The organism is Pseudomonas sp. IT-232MI5, assembly GCF_949767845.1.
In the GTDB taxonomy this organism is placed as follows: Bacteria; Pseudomonadota; Gammaproteobacteria; order Pseudomonadales; family Pseudomonadaceae; genus Aquipseudomonas.
Window position 1 is genome coordinate 571548 of sequence record NZ_CATKQE010000011.1, and the last position, 15072, is coordinate 586619.

General features: G+C 59.4%; 19 protein-coding genes. 14 read left to right on the plus strand and 5 right to left on the minus strand.

What is annotated here, in order from left to right:
* Window positions 1–478 precede the first annotated feature (478 nt).
* Window positions 479–850, plus strand: a complete 372-nt coding sequence (locus ACM6JQ_RS11495; protein ID WP_016987152.1) for a DUF6124 family protein — start codon at window positions 479–481, stop codon at window positions 848–850.
* 121 nt (window positions 851–971) lie between these two features.
* Window positions 972–1325: a DUF6124 family protein gene (locus ACM6JQ_RS11500; protein WP_414893823.1), complete on the plus strand. Its 354-nt coding sequence runs from the start codon at window positions 972–974 to the stop codon at window positions 1323–1325.
* A gap of 82 nt (window positions 1326–1407) precedes the next feature.
* On the opposite strand, the gene ACM6JQ_RS11505 is transcribed toward ACM6JQ_RS11500, so the two are convergent.
* Complete coding sequence (locus tag ACM6JQ_RS11505; protein ID WP_414893824.1) at window positions 1408–1830, minus strand: hypothetical protein; 423 nt, start codon at window positions 1828–1830, stop codon at window positions 1408–1410.
* Between the two features lie 56 nt (window positions 1831–1886).
* Here ACM6JQ_RS11505 and ACM6JQ_RS11510 point away from each other — a divergent pair, with 56 nt between their 5' ends.
* Entirely contained in the window at window positions 1887–2201 is a 315-nt protein-coding gene (locus tag ACM6JQ_RS11510; protein ID WP_414893825.1) for a phage tail assembly protein, read from the plus strand.
* 59 nt (window positions 2202–2260) lie between these two features.
* Here ACM6JQ_RS11510 and ACM6JQ_RS11515 read toward each other — a convergent pair whose 3' ends face one another.
* Window positions 2261–2521, minus strand: a complete 261-nt coding sequence (locus tag ACM6JQ_RS11515) for a hypothetical protein (RefSeq protein WP_414893826.1) — start codon at window positions 2519–2521, stop codon at window positions 2261–2263.
* 18 nt (window positions 2522–2539) lie between these two features.
* Between ACM6JQ_RS11515 and ACM6JQ_RS11520 the strand changes: the two genes are divergently transcribed.
* The 5 genes from ACM6JQ_RS11520 to ACM6JQ_RS11540 all read left to right on the plus strand — a co-directional run bounded on the left by ACM6JQ_RS11520 (window position 2540) and on the right by ACM6JQ_RS11540 (window position 7890).
* The gene (locus tag ACM6JQ_RS11520) at window positions 2540–5113 is read left to right on the plus strand and encodes a phage tail tape measure protein (RefSeq protein ID WP_414893827.1); all 2574 of its coding nucleotides are present in this window, start codon (window positions 2540–2542) and stop codon (window positions 5111–5113) included.
* Entirely contained in the window at window positions 5113–5991 is an 879-nt protein-coding gene (locus ACM6JQ_RS11525; RefSeq protein ID WP_414893828.1) for a phage tail protein, read from the plus strand. Before ACM6JQ_RS11520 ends, ACM6JQ_RS11525 begins: the two co-directional genes overlap by 1 nt.
* Window positions 5991–6197 carry a tail protein X gene (locus ACM6JQ_RS11530; RefSeq protein ID WP_225138289.1) on the plus strand — a complete coding sequence of 69 codons (207 nt, stop codon included), beginning with the start codon at window positions 5991–5993 and terminating at the stop codon, window positions 6195–6197. The genes ACM6JQ_RS11525 and ACM6JQ_RS11530 overlap by 1 nt, the downstream gene beginning before the upstream one ends.
* Complete coding sequence (locus ACM6JQ_RS11535) at window positions 6185–7219, plus strand: phage late control D family protein (RefSeq protein WP_414893829.1); 1035 nt, start codon at window positions 6185–6187, stop codon at window positions 7217–7219. Before ACM6JQ_RS11530 ends, ACM6JQ_RS11535 begins: the two co-directional genes overlap by 13 nt.
* A gap of 137 nt (window positions 7220–7356) precedes the next feature.
* Window positions 7357–7890 (plus strand): phage baseplate assembly protein V, encoded by a 534-nt coding sequence (locus ACM6JQ_RS11540; protein WP_414893830.1) that lies wholly within the window; start codon window positions 7357–7359, stop codon window positions 7888–7890.
* Here the strand turns inward: ACM6JQ_RS11540 and ACM6JQ_RS11545 are convergent.
* Window positions 7871–8563, minus strand: a complete 693-nt coding sequence (locus ACM6JQ_RS11545) for a DUF4145 domain-containing protein (RefSeq protein WP_414893831.1) — start codon at window positions 8561–8563, stop codon at window positions 7871–7873. The two genes, ACM6JQ_RS11540 and ACM6JQ_RS11545, sit on opposite strands and share 20 nt — an antisense overlap.
* 39 nt (window positions 8564–8602) lie before the next feature.
* Window positions 8603–9247, minus strand: coding sequence for a DUF4145 domain-containing protein (locus ACM6JQ_RS11550; RefSeq protein WP_414893832.1), 645 nt, complete (start codon window positions 9245–9247; stop codon window positions 8603–8605).
* A 106-nt stretch (window positions 9248–9353) separates the two neighbouring features.
* On the opposite strand from ACM6JQ_RS11550, the gene ACM6JQ_RS11555 reads away from it, so the two are divergent.
* From ACM6JQ_RS11555 to ACM6JQ_RS11580, 6 genes are read left to right on the plus strand one after another with little or no spacing between them, the layout of a single operon-like run.
* Window positions 9354–9731: a GPW/gp25 family protein gene (locus ACM6JQ_RS11555; RefSeq protein WP_414893833.1), complete on the plus strand. Its 378-nt coding sequence runs from the start codon at window positions 9354–9356 to the stop codon at window positions 9729–9731.
* A complete protein-coding gene (locus tag ACM6JQ_RS11560) occupies window positions 9715–10836 on the plus strand; it encodes a baseplate J/gp47 family protein (RefSeq protein ID WP_414893834.1) in 1122 nt (373 codons plus the stop codon). Before ACM6JQ_RS11555 ends, ACM6JQ_RS11560 begins: the two co-directional genes overlap by 17 nt.
* Window positions 10829–11383, plus strand: a complete 555-nt coding sequence (locus ACM6JQ_RS11565; protein ID WP_414893835.1) for a phage tail protein I — start codon at window positions 10829–10831, stop codon at window positions 11381–11383. Before ACM6JQ_RS11560 ends, ACM6JQ_RS11565 begins: the two co-directional genes overlap by 8 nt.
* The gene (locus tag ACM6JQ_RS11570; RefSeq protein ID WP_414893836.1) at window positions 11383–12237 is read left to right on the plus strand and encodes a glycine-rich domain-containing protein; all 855 of its coding nucleotides are present in this window, start codon (window positions 11383–11385) and stop codon (window positions 12235–12237) included. Before ACM6JQ_RS11565 ends, ACM6JQ_RS11570 begins: the two co-directional genes overlap by 1 nt.
* 49 nt (window positions 12238–12286) lie before the next feature.
* Complete coding sequence (locus tag ACM6JQ_RS11575) at window positions 12287–12487, plus strand: Com family DNA-binding transcriptional regulator (RefSeq protein WP_414893837.1); 201 nt, start codon at window positions 12287–12289, stop codon at window positions 12485–12487.
* Window positions 12448–13299 carry a DNA cytosine methyltransferase gene (locus ACM6JQ_RS11580; protein ID WP_414893838.1) on the plus strand — a complete coding sequence of 284 codons (852 nt, stop codon included), beginning with the start codon at window positions 12448–12450 and terminating at the stop codon, window positions 13297–13299. The genes ACM6JQ_RS11575 and ACM6JQ_RS11580 overlap by 40 nt, the downstream gene beginning before the upstream one ends.
* 190 nt (window positions 13300–13489) lie before the next feature.
* On the opposite strand, the gene ACM6JQ_RS11585 is transcribed toward ACM6JQ_RS11580, so the two are convergent.
* The gene (locus tag ACM6JQ_RS11585; protein WP_414893839.1) at window positions 13490–15019 is read right to left on the minus strand and encodes a DHA2 family efflux MFS transporter permease subunit; all 1530 of its coding nucleotides are present in this window, start codon (window positions 15017–15019) and stop codon (window positions 13490–13492) included.
* Window positions 15020–15072: the final 53 nt, after the last annotated feature.

Genomic DNA, 15072 nt, shown 5'->3' on the forward strand with positions numbered 1-15072 from the left:
ATCCACTGCCTTTCCTAGACAGGATGGGTGCCGTGCAGCGGTATCCAATCCAGCGCCATGCTCGCTTTAAACCGCCAAATAACTACAGAAGATTCTTACGATCCGCCGTGTTTAAACACGACCAAACGATCGCGTTTAAATTACACCAACTGTTACGCCATAAAGGCTACAGCACCTTGCGCCGTTGCCTACGGGTGCTTCAGAATCCGCCGGCTTACACGGCTATGGAATGGGCTATATCGTTTCCCTGTCACTGCAAAACAGTGATCGGGTTTGGTAGCCCGCTTCGGTACCGCCGTATGGCGCCACCTTATTCAGCCTCTTTTCACAGCTGAGCTTTATATGGTGGACATGCGTGGGGCTCATTCGTGAGCGCCGGGTTGCGTATCGACCGGTCTACCAACCTGCGCATGGCCGCCACCCATCGTTTGGTAGCGAGGGTGATGGCTCTTATCAATTTCGATACGAGATTTCATCTATGTTCAAAGTTACGCCAAACCCACCGGAAACCGATTCCGGTCCAATCCCGTACGATCCAGCGCTTGAACCTCAGAAGATAAAAGAGGCGACTAACCGCGCCATCAACTTCTATCTCAACCCCGATGCGCTAAAGACCTCAATTCCTACACGCAAGACCGGCAGAATCTTCCTCATCGACCCCACCGTGGATGAAGAAACGCTGCTTGTCGAAGCCAGCGAAACGTTAGCGGCCGCCAGTGACATGGCCCGTGACATCGGCGGCGCCGTCGACACCCCTCAGCGCCGATCGATGCTGATTCTGCAGCAGGTGATCATGCTCAGTGAGCTCATCGTCAACCGGGTACTGGATGCCCGACGCTTACCGAGCTAGTGGCAAGTCAGCCGGTCAGGGGACGTTCCCCTGACTGGCACGCAAGCCATCAACGATCGAAATGAACAGGCGTCAGGTCTGTTCTCAAACCTCAAGCAGCGTTTACACGGAGTTAAAGCTGATGTCCAAGACACCACCCAAGCCGCCGGTCACAGATCCGGCGTCGCCTTATGAATCATTCAATTCCAAAAAGCTCCACGAAGCGGCCGAACGTGCGCTCGACCATTACCTCGTGCCCGCGCAAATCATGGCCACGCCCTACATCCCCAACAACCTGTTCATGGTCAACCCGCAATCCGATACCGAGTCCTTGCTGGTCAATGCTTGCGAATCCCTGGCCTCGGCCACGGTCATGCTCGGGAATTTTGCGGGGACGCTGGAGGGGTCGAACCGCAATGCGCTGTTAGGCATTGCGCAGGTCGTTATGTTGGGGGAGTTGGCGGTGAACCAAGCGTTGGATAACGTTGTTCCGTAGGAACGAATAGAAAAAATCGGCGCGTTATAGCTCGAAAGGCAGTGAGATAAGGCAGTCAGCATAAACAGCCGACTGCCTTTTTTCAGCCGGAGATTACCTTGGGAACCGCGCTGGCGAGCTTCAGCGCCTGCATCGTCGCAACGAAACCATAAGAGTTGTCTATACGGATAAAACCTTCTTCGCGGAGCCACTTTAATGTATCGGTAAGCAGTTTTTCTTCCGGCGATTCACGGTAATACGTACTGGCGTAGATCCCGTTGCCATCGCTAACATGTTCACCCTTTGGGAGTTCGTACGCTTCTGCCGTGATTGCCACAGCCGCGGGGCACGCAGCTATGAGGTCGCCGAGAATCCTGCGAATCATCAGATCAAACTGTTCTTTGTTACTAGTACTCATCCTACCTGCTCCTTTAGGTCTACAGACTTGTGCATTGGCTGCATGATCATAGGCAATTTCTCCGACCGTCGCCGGCTCTTTAAATCCGATTAAAAGCCAGTCGCTCAATGCTGCTCCAACATCAGGCTTCCACTGAAGACCACTGATGAACCCGGAGCAATGACATGGACGACGCACACACCTTCACCCTCAAATTCCCCTTCACCAGCGCCAGCGGCGAGCGACTGGCAACGCTGCCCATCAAGCGCCTCAAACGCAAAGACATAAGCGCCGCCCAGGCGGTGACCAAAGACGAAGGCGCCATGGAAGACCAACTGGTCGCCAAGCTGCTGGGCATTACGCTGGAAGACCTGGGCGAGTTCGACATCGCCGACTCAACCCTCGCCACCGAGGTGTTGCGGGAAATGGCGGCCGGCCGAAACCTTGCTCCAGTCCTGGGACGAGGCGCTGCTGTTAGTCCTGAGATTGCCGCCGTCTGAAATCGAACGGCTCGACATGGTCGATTACTGGCGATGGGTTGACGTCTGCCAGCGCGAAATCAACCGCCGGCTCGAACTCGCCGAGCCATCGCGTAGCTGATCAGCGTCACCGCGCCCACCGCCAGCCCCGCCAGCAAGGCCCCGCCCGCCGCAACAGGGGCGGCCGCCAGGGCCAGCAACGGCAACCCCAAGCAGAACGCCGCGATCGCCGCCCACCACGGCAAATGCATCAGGCACAGCCACGCCAGCCAGATCACACCGGCGCCGATGGCCAGTGCATAGAGTGTTTTAGCGGTGCGCAGTGCGATTTTTTCAAACATGCCGGAAGCGTAGCAACGATGGCCAACGAAGTCCTCATCGGTTTAAAAATTGGTGCCGTCGTTTCCGGCAGCCTCAACGCAGCGTTTGGTTCGGCCAAGTCCACCGTGCGTCAATTGGGTCGCGCCGTCGACGGGCTCGCGCTCAAGCAACAGCACATCGGCCATGAGTTGTCGGCGTCGTTGGCCCGGGGCGCCACGGGCATCGAGCGCCTACGTCGCCAGTACGACGCGGTCGGCCACACCCTCGACCAGCTCAACGCCAAACAATTGCGCCTCACGGCCAGCATGGCGCGCGGTGAAGCGCTCCGCACCCAACGCGGTGAGTTACGCGGTCAGGCTATGGAGGTCGTCGGCACCGGCGCGGCATTGGGCGCGCCCATCGTTCAATCGATGAAAACCGCCATCAACTTTCAAGACCAGACCCGCGATCTCGCCATCGGCGCCGGCTTCAACCCAGCGCAAGAACAACGCCTCAGCATGGCCATGCGCGGCGCGGCGATCACCTGGAACCAGACCCAAACCGACGTCGCCCAAGGCACCGCCGTGTTGATCGCCGGCGGCATCGACAACCTCAAGCAATTAACGGCCTACGCCCCAATCATGGCCAAAACCGCGACCGCCACCCGCGCCAGCATGGACCACCTTGGCGCGGTGGCCATCGCCCTCAGTGACAACCTCAACATTGGCGCCGCTGGGTTTGAACGCTCGATGAACATGCTGGCCTTTGCCGGCAAAAGCGGCCAGTTCGAGCTGGCCGACATGGCCAAATGGCTGCCGCAATTAACACCCCAGTTCGCCGCCCTCGGCATCACCGGCGAGCGCGCCGTGGCGGAAATCGGCGCGTCACTGCAGATCGCCCGCCGCGGTGCCGGCAGCAATGACGAGGCCGCCAACAACTTCAAAAACTTCCTCTCCAAACTCACCGCACCAGACACCCTCAAAGCGTTCGAAAAGGCCGGCATCGACCTCAAAGGCAGCCTCAAAAATCTGGTCGGCGAAGGGCTGTCACCGGCCCAAGCCATGCTCAGCGTCCTCACCCAACACTTGGGCCACAAAGCGCCAGCCGCTGCCGCGCAATACGGGAAGGCGCTGGACATCAAGGACCAGCACGAGCAACAAATCGCATTGGCTCGGCTGGACGAGGCCTACAAGCTCGGCGAGCTGTTCGCCGACCAGCAAGTGTTGTCCTTCATCCGGCCGGCGCTGGCCAACCAGAAAGACTTGGCTGGCATTCAGCAAGGCAGTCAAAACGCGGCGGATCAGGGCGTACTCGATGACGACTGGATCAAGCGGATGGGCAGCACCAAAGAGCAATTGAAGTCGCTGCGCATCAATCTGGCGGACATCGGCATTTCCGTCGGCAACGCGTTGTTGCCCGCGATCATCGAGGTCACCCGCGCCGTCGTGCCGTTGATGCGTTCGTTCTCGGTCTGGGCAGGTGAAAATCCGGCGCTCATCAAAGGCTTGGTCGGGTTGGTCGGTGGCCTGTTGCTCGGCAAATTGGCGTTCATCGGTCTGGCCTACGGCGTCAATTTGATCATGGCGCCGTGTGTGGCGATGGCCACCACCGTCACGGCGCTGTCGGCGAAGTTCACCTTGCTGCGCAGTGCCTGGCAGATGGGCAAATTCACGCCGCTGATCACCGTATTAAAACGAGTCGGCGCGGGCCTGCTCACGGTGGCGAAATACAGCGGGCTGTTCGTGCGCGGCATGCTCTTCGCGCTGGTCAGCCCGCTCAAGTTGGCCGCTAAAGGCGGGTTGTTATTGGGCAGGGTTCTGGGTGGCACGTTGTTGTTTGGGCTAAAGCTGGCAGGCCAAGCCATCCTCTGGCTGGGCAGAGCGTTGATGATGAATCCCATCGGCCTGCTGATCACCGGCATCGCGCTGGCCGCCTATTTGATCTATCGCCATTGGCAGCCGATCAAAACCTTTTTCACCGGCCTGTGGGCCGAAGTAAAGACCGGTTTCAGCGGCGGCCTGTCGGGCATCCTCGGGGTACTGGTCAACTTCTCTCCATTGGGTTGGCTGTACCGCGCATTTGCCGGCGTGATGAGTTACTTGGGTGTTGAGTTGCCCGGCAAATTCACCGAGTTCGGCAGCTTGCTCATCACCGGTTTGGTCAACGGCATCCGCAACAACGCCGGCCAGCTGAAAGACAGCGTCATCGGCATCGGCTCAGCCGTCAAAGACTGGTTCACCGACACCCTCGGCATCGAGTCGCCCAGCCGTGTGTTCATCGGCTACGGCGCCAACATCAGCCAGGGCGCCGCCTTGGGCATCAGCAGCCAAGCAGCGTTGGTGCGTCAGGCCGCACTGGGCATGGCCGCACAAAGCCGCGTCGACATGGCGCCACCCAATCTGATGCAGGTCACCCAAGCCAGCAGAATGGGGGCCGGCGCATCAACGTCTGGCGCCGCGCCGACCATGACCTTTCATTTCTCGCCACACATCAACGTGCCCGCCGGCGCCGGCATGGACGCCATTCATCAAGGGCTGCAGGCCAGCTACACCGAATGGATGCGCATGATGGAACGCTACCTGCACGACACCCGCCGCCGTAGCTACGGCCCCTCAGCGCAGGGCGCTGTCTGATGTTCGCCATCTTGGGCAACATTGAGTTCACCGTCGCTGGCGGCATCAGTGCCATTGAACACAGCGGCGCAGCCGATTGGGCCGAGCACCCGCGCATTCAGGGCAAGCCCTTGCTGGAGTGGGTTGGCGAAGGGCTCGACGAATGTCACCTCAGCATCGAATTGCACCCGCTGTTGGGTGACCCAGAGCAACGCTTACGCGCACTGCGCGTGGCCAAAAGTCAGCACCAACCACTGGCCTTTGTCATGGGCAACGGCGACTACCTTGGGCCTTACGTCATCACCCACCTGAGCAACACCGTTCGCCGCGCCACCGCCATCGGCCAACTGATGGCCGCCACCGTGCAACTCAGCCTGCGCGAATACACCGGCGCCTTCGTCCGCAAATCCCATCACCCCGGATTGCTCGATCCCACCGTCGACGACCCGGCAACGGCTCTCGGCTCACCGGGGGTGATCTCCCGCCAGGCGTCAACGCCCAGCACCGCCCAACGCGTGCTCAGCCACGCCCGAACCGCCGGCAACGTCTTGCGCGCGGGCAAGCAGCTCTACGACGCCGCGCAAAGCGGCAACCCCTCGATCATCCTCGGCCAGGTTCCGCACCTGCTCGGCGTCACGGCCCGCGCCCTCGAACCACTGCAAGGCTTCGTCAACGTCGCCGGCCTGCTGCGTGACGGCGCCGACTTGTCCCGGTTGGGTGAGGACGTCTTGGCCAGCGTCATCGGCGCCCGCGCCAGCCTCAACCCCGTCGACCTCGCCAACATCATCGATCGCCTCAGCACCTCACACGCCACCCTCGACCAGGCCATCACCGTACTCGACAGCGCCAACGAGCGGCTGGCCGGGCTGGCGGCCGACGTCCTCACCCGGAGAATCTGATGTTCATTCCACACCTCACCACCGAAGGCGAGCGCTGGGACCAATTAGCCTGGCGCTACTACGGCGACGCCCATCGCTACGGCCCCATCGCCGACGCCAACCCCAACGTGCCCCTCAATGCCACGCTGCCCTCGGGGCTGACCTTGGCCATTCCACTGCTCGCCGCACGGCCCACCGCACAGGACGTTCCGCCATGGATGCGCTAACCCCGCAACACGCCCCGCAAGCCCGCTTTGTGCTCACCTACCAACAGCACAACATCACCCGCGACGTCAGCCAACACCTGCTGTCACTGACCTACACCGACCACCTGACCGGCCAGGCCGACAGCCTCGAAGTCGAACTCGAAGACACCCAAGGCCACTGGCGCAGCACCTGGTACCCCGGCCACGGCGACACCCTGACCGTGGCCATCGGCTGGGAAGGCACCCCCATGCGCACCCTCGGCCGCCTCGAAATCGACGAAGTCGAACTCAACGGCCCACCCTCGACCATCACCATCCACGCCCTGGCCACCGGCATCAACAGCCCACTGCGCACCCTCGAACACCGCGCCTACGAAGACCTCACCCTGGCCGCCATCGCCCAACAAATCGCCACCCGCCAAGGCCTCACATTAGTCGGCCACATCGAACCCATCCCACTCGACCGCCTGACCCAACAAGACACCGACCTGACCTTCCTGCGCGACCTCGCCAACACCTACGACTACGCCTTCAAAATCACCGGCCAGCAACTCGTCTTCCACGCCATCCAACACCTGGCCAACACCCAGCCCGTCGCCACCCACCACCTCACAGACCTGGCCAACATCCACCTGCGCGACCAAATCAAAACCCTGCCCAAAGCCATCCAGATCCAACACAAAGACCCCGCCAAAAAACAACTCATCACCTACACGCTAGTCAACCACCAAACCGTCGCCGTCCCCACCAGCATCACCCAAACCACCACCAGCGCCGACACCCAAAAAAACCGCCAACGCACCACCTCCACCGCACAAACCCACGCCAAAGCCAAAGCCCAACTCGCCCAAGCCAACCGCCAACGCACCACCGGCCAATGGACCACAACAGGCCAACCCCACCTCACCAGCGGCAACACCATCACCCTAAACGCCACCGGCCAACTCAACGGCCACTACCTCATCACCTCATCCACCCACCGCATCACCCGCCAAGGCGGCTACACCACCACCCAACACGTCTCAAAAATCCAACCCCAATAACCCAAACACCCTTGTAGGAGCTGCGGCACGCTGCGATCTTTTGATCTTCGCTTCACGCAAACCCCTGTGGGAGCAAGCCTGCTCGCGAAGAAGTCCGCCCAGACACCCAACAATTAACCAGACCAAACCGAGCCCCCATGCCCACCCAACTTGAATACGGCGAAGTCACCGCCCTAGACCACAAAACCTGCCGCCTACGCGTCCGCCTCGACGACCGCGACGGCCTCCAGACCCACTGGCTCAACATCCCCCAACGCAACACCCAAGGCACCCAACGCCGCCCACTCATGCCTGAACTGGGCGAACAAGTGGCGGTGCTACTGGACGCAGATAGGGTGGGTGGCGTTTACCTGGGCGGCATCTATTCGACGGCGGAGCCACCACCGGTGGCGGATGAGAACACGGAGTATGTGCGGTATAGCGATGGGACGGTGGCGACCTATGACCGGGCGGCGGGGGTGCTGTCCTTAGAGTGCGTGGGAGCGTTGAAACTGAAGTGCGAGGGGAGTATGTCGATTGAGACCAATGAGGCGGTATTGGTGAAAGCGCCTTTGGCCAAGTTTGACATCGCGCAGGTCACGTTGAATGGTGACCTGCTGGTGAACGGAAATTTGAATGCAACTGGGACCATCTTTGACGCAGGTGGAAACTCTAATCACCACCATCACTAGCTAATAGTTTTGGTCCGTCGCGTCTCAAAATTGCCTCAAGTGCACCGGCGGGTAAGCTATTAAACCGTTCCTCTATTTGCTTAGGTCGGCTGATTAGCTCTTCCACGATAAGGTTGATCATCTGAAACATCACCGTGACGTGATCAGGATTCTCCTCTAGAGAAATTTCACCCGGGTGCACTGCGTGGTTTCCGGTGACTCGTACGACGTCAAAAGCTTTTTGGATTTTCGGGTCAAGGCCTTTACTTACCAAAACCCCGATGTCCTCATCGACTTTTTTCCCTTTGCCGCCCAACTCTATGCATAGCTTTTGGAGACATAACCGGAGCAAAGCTGCGGCTCCTCGCGGCGATCGGCTAGATATTTCACGAGCTTCCTCGAAATCCGATTTACAAGCGGGAGGCAAATCAACATGAGGATCTGGGGCAGTTACAGTTGAAGGCATAATTAAACGGCCAGTCGCAAGATCTTCATTCTCCGCATCTTCAGGAGTCGTATTCAACCACAGACTTTCCTCACCACAATGCCCGCACCGGCAAAGTTGGAATGCCGAAAACCTGTGACCACCGTTGGCACGAATCCATAATGGTATCCAAGTCATTGATGTGAGTACTGAGCAAAATATGCATGTGAAAGCTTTGGCATGAAATGTAGGTTCGACATATTTAGACATTTAGCGCTCATCCTGAATACGGTTCGAAAATGATAGTAGCTAAATTTCTCGGCGCTTAGCTTCGGGAGTCAGCGCACGTATCGCTTCTAGCTCTCTTTCCTCCGTGATGCAGTGACGAACCGCCATATTCAACAGGCTGAAGAGCGCCAGCGCGATATCCGGGGTGTCATTGAGGTTAACGGCGCCAGGGTGAACAGATTCATTTCCAAAGATACGGATGGTGTCAAAGGCCCTAAGCACGCGTGGAGGTAACCCCTTAGCCACAAGCTCGCCAATCTGTTTATGGATGTCGCCTTTTTTCCCGAGCAGTTCTTGGCAGAGTTTCTGCACGCACAGTCGCAACAGCGCAGCTGCAGCCCGCGGGGATTTACCAAATACCTGTCTGGCCTCCTCAAAATCAATCTTAATATCGTCAGGCATATTCTCCTCAGGAACCGGAGCTTGAGAAACAGACGGATAAGCGATGGTGTAGTCCGTAAATATCGTCAGCGAATAACCAGCGCTATCTTTCGTCGGTACCCACAGACTGTATCGATCACAGCCTTGGCAGACAGCCATTACAGTGATTTTTAGAGGGTATTTTCCTGAGTTCAATGGTTGCCAGCTCATGGAGGAAAAAGCCATGCAATGTGGGCATGTGAATCTTTGAGCTTGATACACCGGCGGATGATAGCTGTTAGTCATGGGCGCTCACAAAATTGAGGATTTGCTCGACATCCCTATTTATAGCGGAGCAACCCTTTAAACTCGATTAAAAGCCCAAGTTTTTAAACGCAGCCACCATGGGCCCATGACAACGCCCATCCCCCACACCAGCATCACCGCCGCCCACTGGCAACCCGCACTCGGTACCACCGGCGAGATCGTCGAGGGCCTGCGCGACATCGACCAATCCCTGCGCATCATCCTCACCACCCCAAAAGCCAGCGACCCACACCGCCCGGAATTCGGCAGCAACCTGCACCTGTACCTCGACTGGCCCACCCACCGCGTCACCCCACACCTGGTGCGCGAAGCCATCGAAGCCATCCGCCGCTGGGAACCGCGCGTGGCCATCGACCAAGTCCACATCCAGATCAACACCCAACACATCATCGTCCGCGTGCAATGGCGCGTCACCGGCCAGCGCCCCCAGCGCACCGAGGTCCCCTATGCGCGAACTCCCTAAACCCGAATTCATCAAAATCGACCCCGCCGCACTAGAAGCCGAACTCATCGCCCGCTACGAACACAAATCCGGCAAAACCCTGTACCCAGCCCAGATCGAACGCCTCTACATCGACCAGATCGCCTACGCCGTCTCCCGGTTGCAGATGAGCATCCAGCACGCCGGCGAACAACTCCTGGTGCGCTTCGCCCGCGGCCCCATCCTCGATTACCTCGGCGAACTCGTCGCCACCCCGCGACTACTGGCAAAACCCGCCCGCTGCACCGTGCGCTTCAGCCTGCCCAACCCCCCAGTTCAGCCACTACTGATCCCGATCGGCACCCGCGTCACCACCCAAGACGCCATGCTGACCTTCATCACCGACCGAGACATCGTCCTGCCCATCAACCAAACCCAGGTCACCGTCACCGCCACCTGCCAAACTGCCGGCGAACAGGGCAACGGCTGGACCACCGGCCAAATCAGCGTCCTCAGCAACTCGCCAGCCCAAGAACTGACCGCCACCAACACAACCACCACAACCGGCGGCGCCGAGGACGAAAACGACGACCGCTACCGCGAACGCATCATCTTGGCCCCCGAAGCCTTCAGCAACGCCGGCAGCCGCGCCGCGTATCGCTATCACGCGCTGGCCGTCCACCAATCCATCATCGACGTCGCCGTACACGGCCCCGACGAAGGCCAACCCGACGGCCACGTTGCCCTGTACCCATTAACCCTAGATGGCCTTCCCACAGAGCAACTTCTACAAGACATCACACGCCAGATCAGCGGCGAAAAACTGCGCCCACTCTGCGACACCGTCACCGCAAAAGCCCCGATCGAAGTCAACTTTCAAATCAACGCCAACCTGACCTTCTACGAAACCGCCGACCGCAGCGCGACAATGGCTGCGGCCCAAGCGGCTGCCAACGCTTACGCGCAAGAATGCAGCGCCACACTCGGTCACGATCTGGTCCCCGAGCAACTGACCGCTGTGCTGCAAGTCCCCGGCGTTTACCGTGCAGACCTGACAGTGCCGCAGAAAATTCGTGAGTTAAGCGGCAACGAATGGGCCCACTGCACCTCAATCGAATTGACCGATGCCGGGGTGGCCCATGGCTGACCCAATGCTGCCACCCGCATTGGCCGGCGATGAACGTTTCACACTGCTGTGCGAACTGCTCGATCAGTCATTGGCCAAGCTCGACATCAACACCATGCTGGTCTACCTGATCGACTTGGTGCAGCCCAAATTACTGCCGCACTTGGCCGACCAATTCTCATTGCTCGATGAAGCCGCCTGGCAACTCGCCGAGTCCGAACAAGCCAAACGCAACCTCATCAAAAACGCCATCGAACTGCACCGATTCAAGGGCACTCCTTGGGCGATTCGAGAAGTCATCCGCCTACTGGGTTTTGGTGAGGTCAGTCTTCAAGAGGGGCCTGCAACACAGCCCGATATTGAACAGAGCAAAAAGCCGATCTGGCCGCTGTACCGAGTCATCCTCAAACGCCCACTCACCAACGACCAAGCGGTGCTCCTGCGCCGCGTCCTCCTATCCGTCGCACCGGCACGCTGTCGCCTGGTCTCGCTCGACTATCAGACCGTCGCCATCCGCTACAACGCAGTTGCCCGCTACGACGGCCAATACAACCACGGAAGCAGCTAATGGCCGACCTACCCGAAGCCAACCAATGGACACCCGGCGTCTACCAGATCGAAACCTCCGACCCCGTCGTCGGCGGCCCGGACGGCGTCACCAACCTCCCAATAAAACAACTGACCAACCGCACGCTGTGGCTCAAAGGAAAAATCGAATCACTGAAAACCCTCGCCGACAAAGTCATCCAAGCCACCGAAAGAGCGGCAGGGATGGCGCGCATCGCGACCAAGCACGCCGTTAAAGCGGGCACAGAAACCAACACCATCGTCACCCCTAAAACCCTCGCTGACCTGTATCCGTTTCGCGGCCGCAATGTCTATTCCCAACCCGGCGTTTACACCTGGGAGGTACCGTCAGGTGTGACCAAAGCATGGGTAGTCGTCATCGGTGGCGGCGGCGGTGGCGCGAGATCCACCACATATCCAGGCCCCTCAGGTGGCTCGGGCGGCGGCATTGCCAGAAAGCTCGTCGACTTACGGGGCTTAACCTCAATAACAATAAACGTAGGCGCGGGCGGCACAGGTGCTTCCACACCTGACACCAGAGGTGGAGACGGGGGTGCTTCTGCTTTTGGGAACGACCTCAGTGCCACCGCCGGATTGGGCGGAAGGCTCGATGGTAAAGCGCCTCAAGGCGGCACAGGCCTTGGCGGAGACGAAAATGAATGCATCGGCTTCGGCGGTCATCCCGTGGGGAGCGCCCGCAACACTGCATTTCTAGGAGGTGCCGGTGGCGGCGGCGAGTCCGGCGCATCCTGGGACGACGCCCGTAAACCCCAAACACCCGGCAACGGAGGCGGAGGCCGCGGAGGTAGCGCGGCACCAGACGGTGCGGACGGACGAGTCACCGTCCAATGGTGATGAACACCAACGGTCGAACTGAAGAGCCCGCAGCGCAATGGATATAACCATGCAAGACATCCGCTGTGGCCAATGCCACCGCAAACTCGCCACCGCGCGAGGCTTCACCGACCTACAAATCAAGTGCCCGCGCTGCCGGACACTCAATCACCTGAAGGCCCCGAGCCTCCTATCCGAATGCCCTGAGCATCTGCCCACACGAGCGCAGACATGCCCCGGCCCACCATTGGAAGCCTGTTCGCAGGCATAGGAGGATTTGATGAAGGATTCGAAAACGCAGGCTACCGCACCGCTTGGCAAGTGGAACTCAACCCCACCAACCGGGCTGTCCTTGCCGACCGATTTCCACACGCCACCCAACACCAAGACGTGCGCCACTGCGGCGCCCACAACCTCAGCCCCGTCGACGTCATCACCGCAGGCTTTCCCTGCCAAGACATCAGCATCGCCGGCAGCCGCCCCGGCAACCAAACCACCCGAGGCCTACGCGGCGAACGCAGCGGTTTATTTTGGGAAGTCATACGCATCCTCCAAGAGACACAACCTCGCTGGGTGGTGCTTGAGAATGTCGTTAACCTGCTCGCTATCAACGATAGCCAAGACTTTGAAACAGTCATCCGGGCCCTTGCGGACAGCGGGTATGTGGGATGCTGGCGAGTGCTTAATGCTCAATATTTCGGAGTCCCCCAACAGCGTCGTCGAATATTCCTGGTCGCAGGTCATCAACGAATGCCCCCCATCGAGCTGCTGGCTGACGCCGCGCCAGTGGAAGCAATACCTCCAGCGTCTCAGTCGCAGCACTGGCCACGCCCCGCGGATGCATGGGCTGCCAATACTTTATTGGCAAACAAAGCCGGCTCCCAAATCGCTATGGGCTGTACCACTTTCGTCGCTCACCCGAACGGATGGCATCAGATGGCTGAGCGGCAGCGAACGTCTGAAAATGATGGGCTTTGCCTCGGACTGGATGCGTCCAACCTTGCAGAAGCTTTCGCTGCCGGAAACGCCGTCGTCCCGCAAATCGCCCAATGGATCGCCGAAAAACTAATAAAAGCCAACTAACCCCACCAGCGGGAACCCAGTTCCCGCTACCATCTGCAATTCCATTGCACCCAGTGCAAAAGAATCCACCTACAAATACCGCGCGCTAAGGCCCAAGCTTTACGCGCGCGGCATCAGGTGTATCTCGAACATCCACCACGGTCAGTCCCCTCTCCCTCCGGGAGAGGGTTAGGGTGAGGGGCTTTTGACTTTAGTGCCCTGAAGCCGCCGGCCCCGCCTTCGCGGCAAACGGTGGCTTAGCCAGCCACACAATCAGAATCAACCCCATAAACCCCCAGCCCAGCAGCGTGAAGTAATCCACGGTGGAGAGCATGTACGCCTGGCTGGTGAGGATCTGATCCATCTGCGCATAAGCCGACTGGCTCGCCCCGCCCAACTGATTCAAGGTCTCGCGGGTCGCCGGTTCGAAAGTGCTGATGCTTTCACTCATATACGCATGATGCTGATCCGCGCGGCGAATCCAGATCCACGTGGTCAGCGACGCCGCAAAGCTACCGCCCAATGTCCGCAGAAAAGTCGCAAGACCCGCGCCATCGGCAATCTGGCTCGGCGGCAAGTCCGACATCAGAATACTCAAGGTCGGCATGAAGAACAGCGCCACACCAATACCCATGAACAACTGCACCAACGCGATGTGCTGGAAGTCCACCTCATTGGTGAATCCCGCCCGCATAAAGCAACTCAAACCAATCGCCAGAAACGCCAGCCCGGCCAGCAAACGCAGGTCGAACTTGTTGGCGTACTTGCCGACAAACGGCGACAGCAGCACCGGCAAAATACCGATCGGCGCCACGGCCAGACCCGCCCAGGTTGCGGTGTAGCCCATTTGCGTCTGCAACCACTGCGGCAGGATCAGGTTGATGCCGAAGAACCCGGCATAACCCAGCACCAACACCAGCGTGCCGATGCGGAAGTTGCGATAGGCAAACAGCCGCAGATTCACCACCGGATGCTGGTCGGTCATTTCCCAGATAACGAACACCGCCAGCGCGATCACCGAAATCGCCGCGCCGATGATGATGAAGTACGACTCGAACCAGTCCAGATCATTGCCCTTGTCGAGGATCACCTGCAACGCGCCAACACCAATGATCAGCGTGATCAGGCCGACGTAATCCATCGGCTGACGGCTGGTTTCCACCGGACGTTTGGCCAGTTGCGAACGCACCACCATCACCGCAAAGATGCCGATCGGCACGTTGATGAAGAAGATCCACGGCCAGCTGTAACTGTCGGTAATCCAGCCACCGAGAATCGGCCCGGCAATCGGCGCGACCACCGTGACCATCGCCAGTAACGCCAGGGCCATGCCGCGCCTGGCGGGCGGATAAACTGCGATCAACAGGGTCTGCGTCATCGGGTACAGCGGGCCGGCGACCAGACCTTGCAGCACACGGAAGCCGATCAGTTCCGGCATCGACGTCGAGATACCGCAGAGAAACGAGGCCAGCACGAACAGAATGGTGGCCCAGAGAAACAGCTTCACCTCGCCGAACCGACGGCTAAGCCAACCGGTCAGCGGCAGCGCAATCGCGTTGCTCACGGCGAACGAGGTGATCACCCAGGTGCCCTGCTCCGAACTCACCCCGAGGTTGCCGGAAATCGTCGGCAGTGCCACGTTGGCGATGGTGGTGTCGAGCACTTGCATGAACGTCGCCAGCGACAGGCCGATGGTGCTGAGCAACAGGCTGGGCGGCGTGAAAGAGGCGTTATTGCTCATTGTGAATCCTATGAAACCTGATGGTCGCCGCAGCCCTGTAGGAGTGAGCCTGC

Coding starts and splice junctions, on each gene's coding strand:
- ACM6JQ_RS11495 (WP_016987152.1), top strand. CDS start 479: ATGTTCAAAGTTACGCCAAACCCACCGGAAACCGATTCCGGTCCAATC.
- ACM6JQ_RS11500 (WP_414893823.1), top strand. CDS start 972: ATGTCCAAGACACCACCCAAGCCGCCGGTCACAGATCCGGCGTCGCCT.
- ACM6JQ_RS11510 (WP_414893825.1), top strand. CDS start 1,887: ATGGACGACGCACACACCTTCACCCTCAAATTCCCCTTCACCAGCGCC.
- ACM6JQ_RS11515 (WP_414893826.1), bottom strand. CDS start 2,521: ATGTTTGAAAAAATCGCACTGCGCACCGCTAAAACACTCTATGCACTG.
- ACM6JQ_RS11520 (WP_414893827.1), top strand. CDS start 2,540: ATGGCCAACGAAGTCCTCATCGGTTTAAAAATTGGTGCCGTCGTTTCC.
- ACM6JQ_RS11525 (WP_414893828.1), top strand. CDS start 5,113: ATGTTCGCCATCTTGGGCAACATTGAGTTCACCGTCGCTGGCGGCATC.
- ACM6JQ_RS11530 (WP_225138289.1), top strand. CDS start 5,991: ATGTTCATTCCACACCTCACCACCGAAGGCGAGCGCTGGGACCAATTA.
- ACM6JQ_RS11535 (WP_414893829.1), top strand. CDS start 6,185: ATGGATGCGCTAACCCCGCAACACGCCCCGCAAGCCCGCTTTGTGCTC.
- ACM6JQ_RS11540 (WP_414893830.1), top strand. CDS start 7,357: ATGCCCACCCAACTTGAATACGGCGAAGTCACCGCCCTAGACCACAAA.
- ACM6JQ_RS11545 (WP_414893831.1), bottom strand. CDS start 8,563: ATGTCTAAATATGTCGAACCTACATTTCATGCCAAAGCTTTCACATGC.
- ACM6JQ_RS11550 (WP_414893832.1), bottom strand. CDS start 9,247: ATGACTAACAGCTATCATCCGCCGGTGTATCAAGCTCAAAGATTCACA.
- ACM6JQ_RS11555 (WP_414893833.1), top strand. CDS start 9,354: ATGACAACGCCCATCCCCCACACCAGCATCACCGCCGCCCACTGGCAA.
- ACM6JQ_RS11560 (WP_414893834.1), top strand. CDS start 9,715: ATGCGCGAACTCCCTAAACCCGAATTCATCAAAATCGACCCCGCCGCA.
- ACM6JQ_RS11565 (WP_414893835.1), top strand. CDS start 10,829: ATGGCTGACCCAATGCTGCCACCCGCATTGGCCGGCGATGAACGTTTC.
- ACM6JQ_RS11570 (WP_414893836.1), top strand. CDS start 11,383: ATGGCCGACCTACCCGAAGCCAACCAATGGACACCCGGCGTCTACCAG.
- ACM6JQ_RS11575 (WP_414893837.1), top strand. CDS start 12,287: ATGCAAGACATCCGCTGTGGCCAATGCCACCGCAAACTCGCCACCGCG.
- ACM6JQ_RS11580 (WP_414893838.1), top strand. CDS start 12,448: ATGCCCCGGCCCACCATTGGAAGCCTGTTCGCAGGCATAGGAGGATTT.
- ACM6JQ_RS11585 (WP_414893839.1), bottom strand. CDS start 15,019: ATGAGCAATAACGCCTCTTTCACGCCGCCCAGCCTGTTGCTCAGCACC.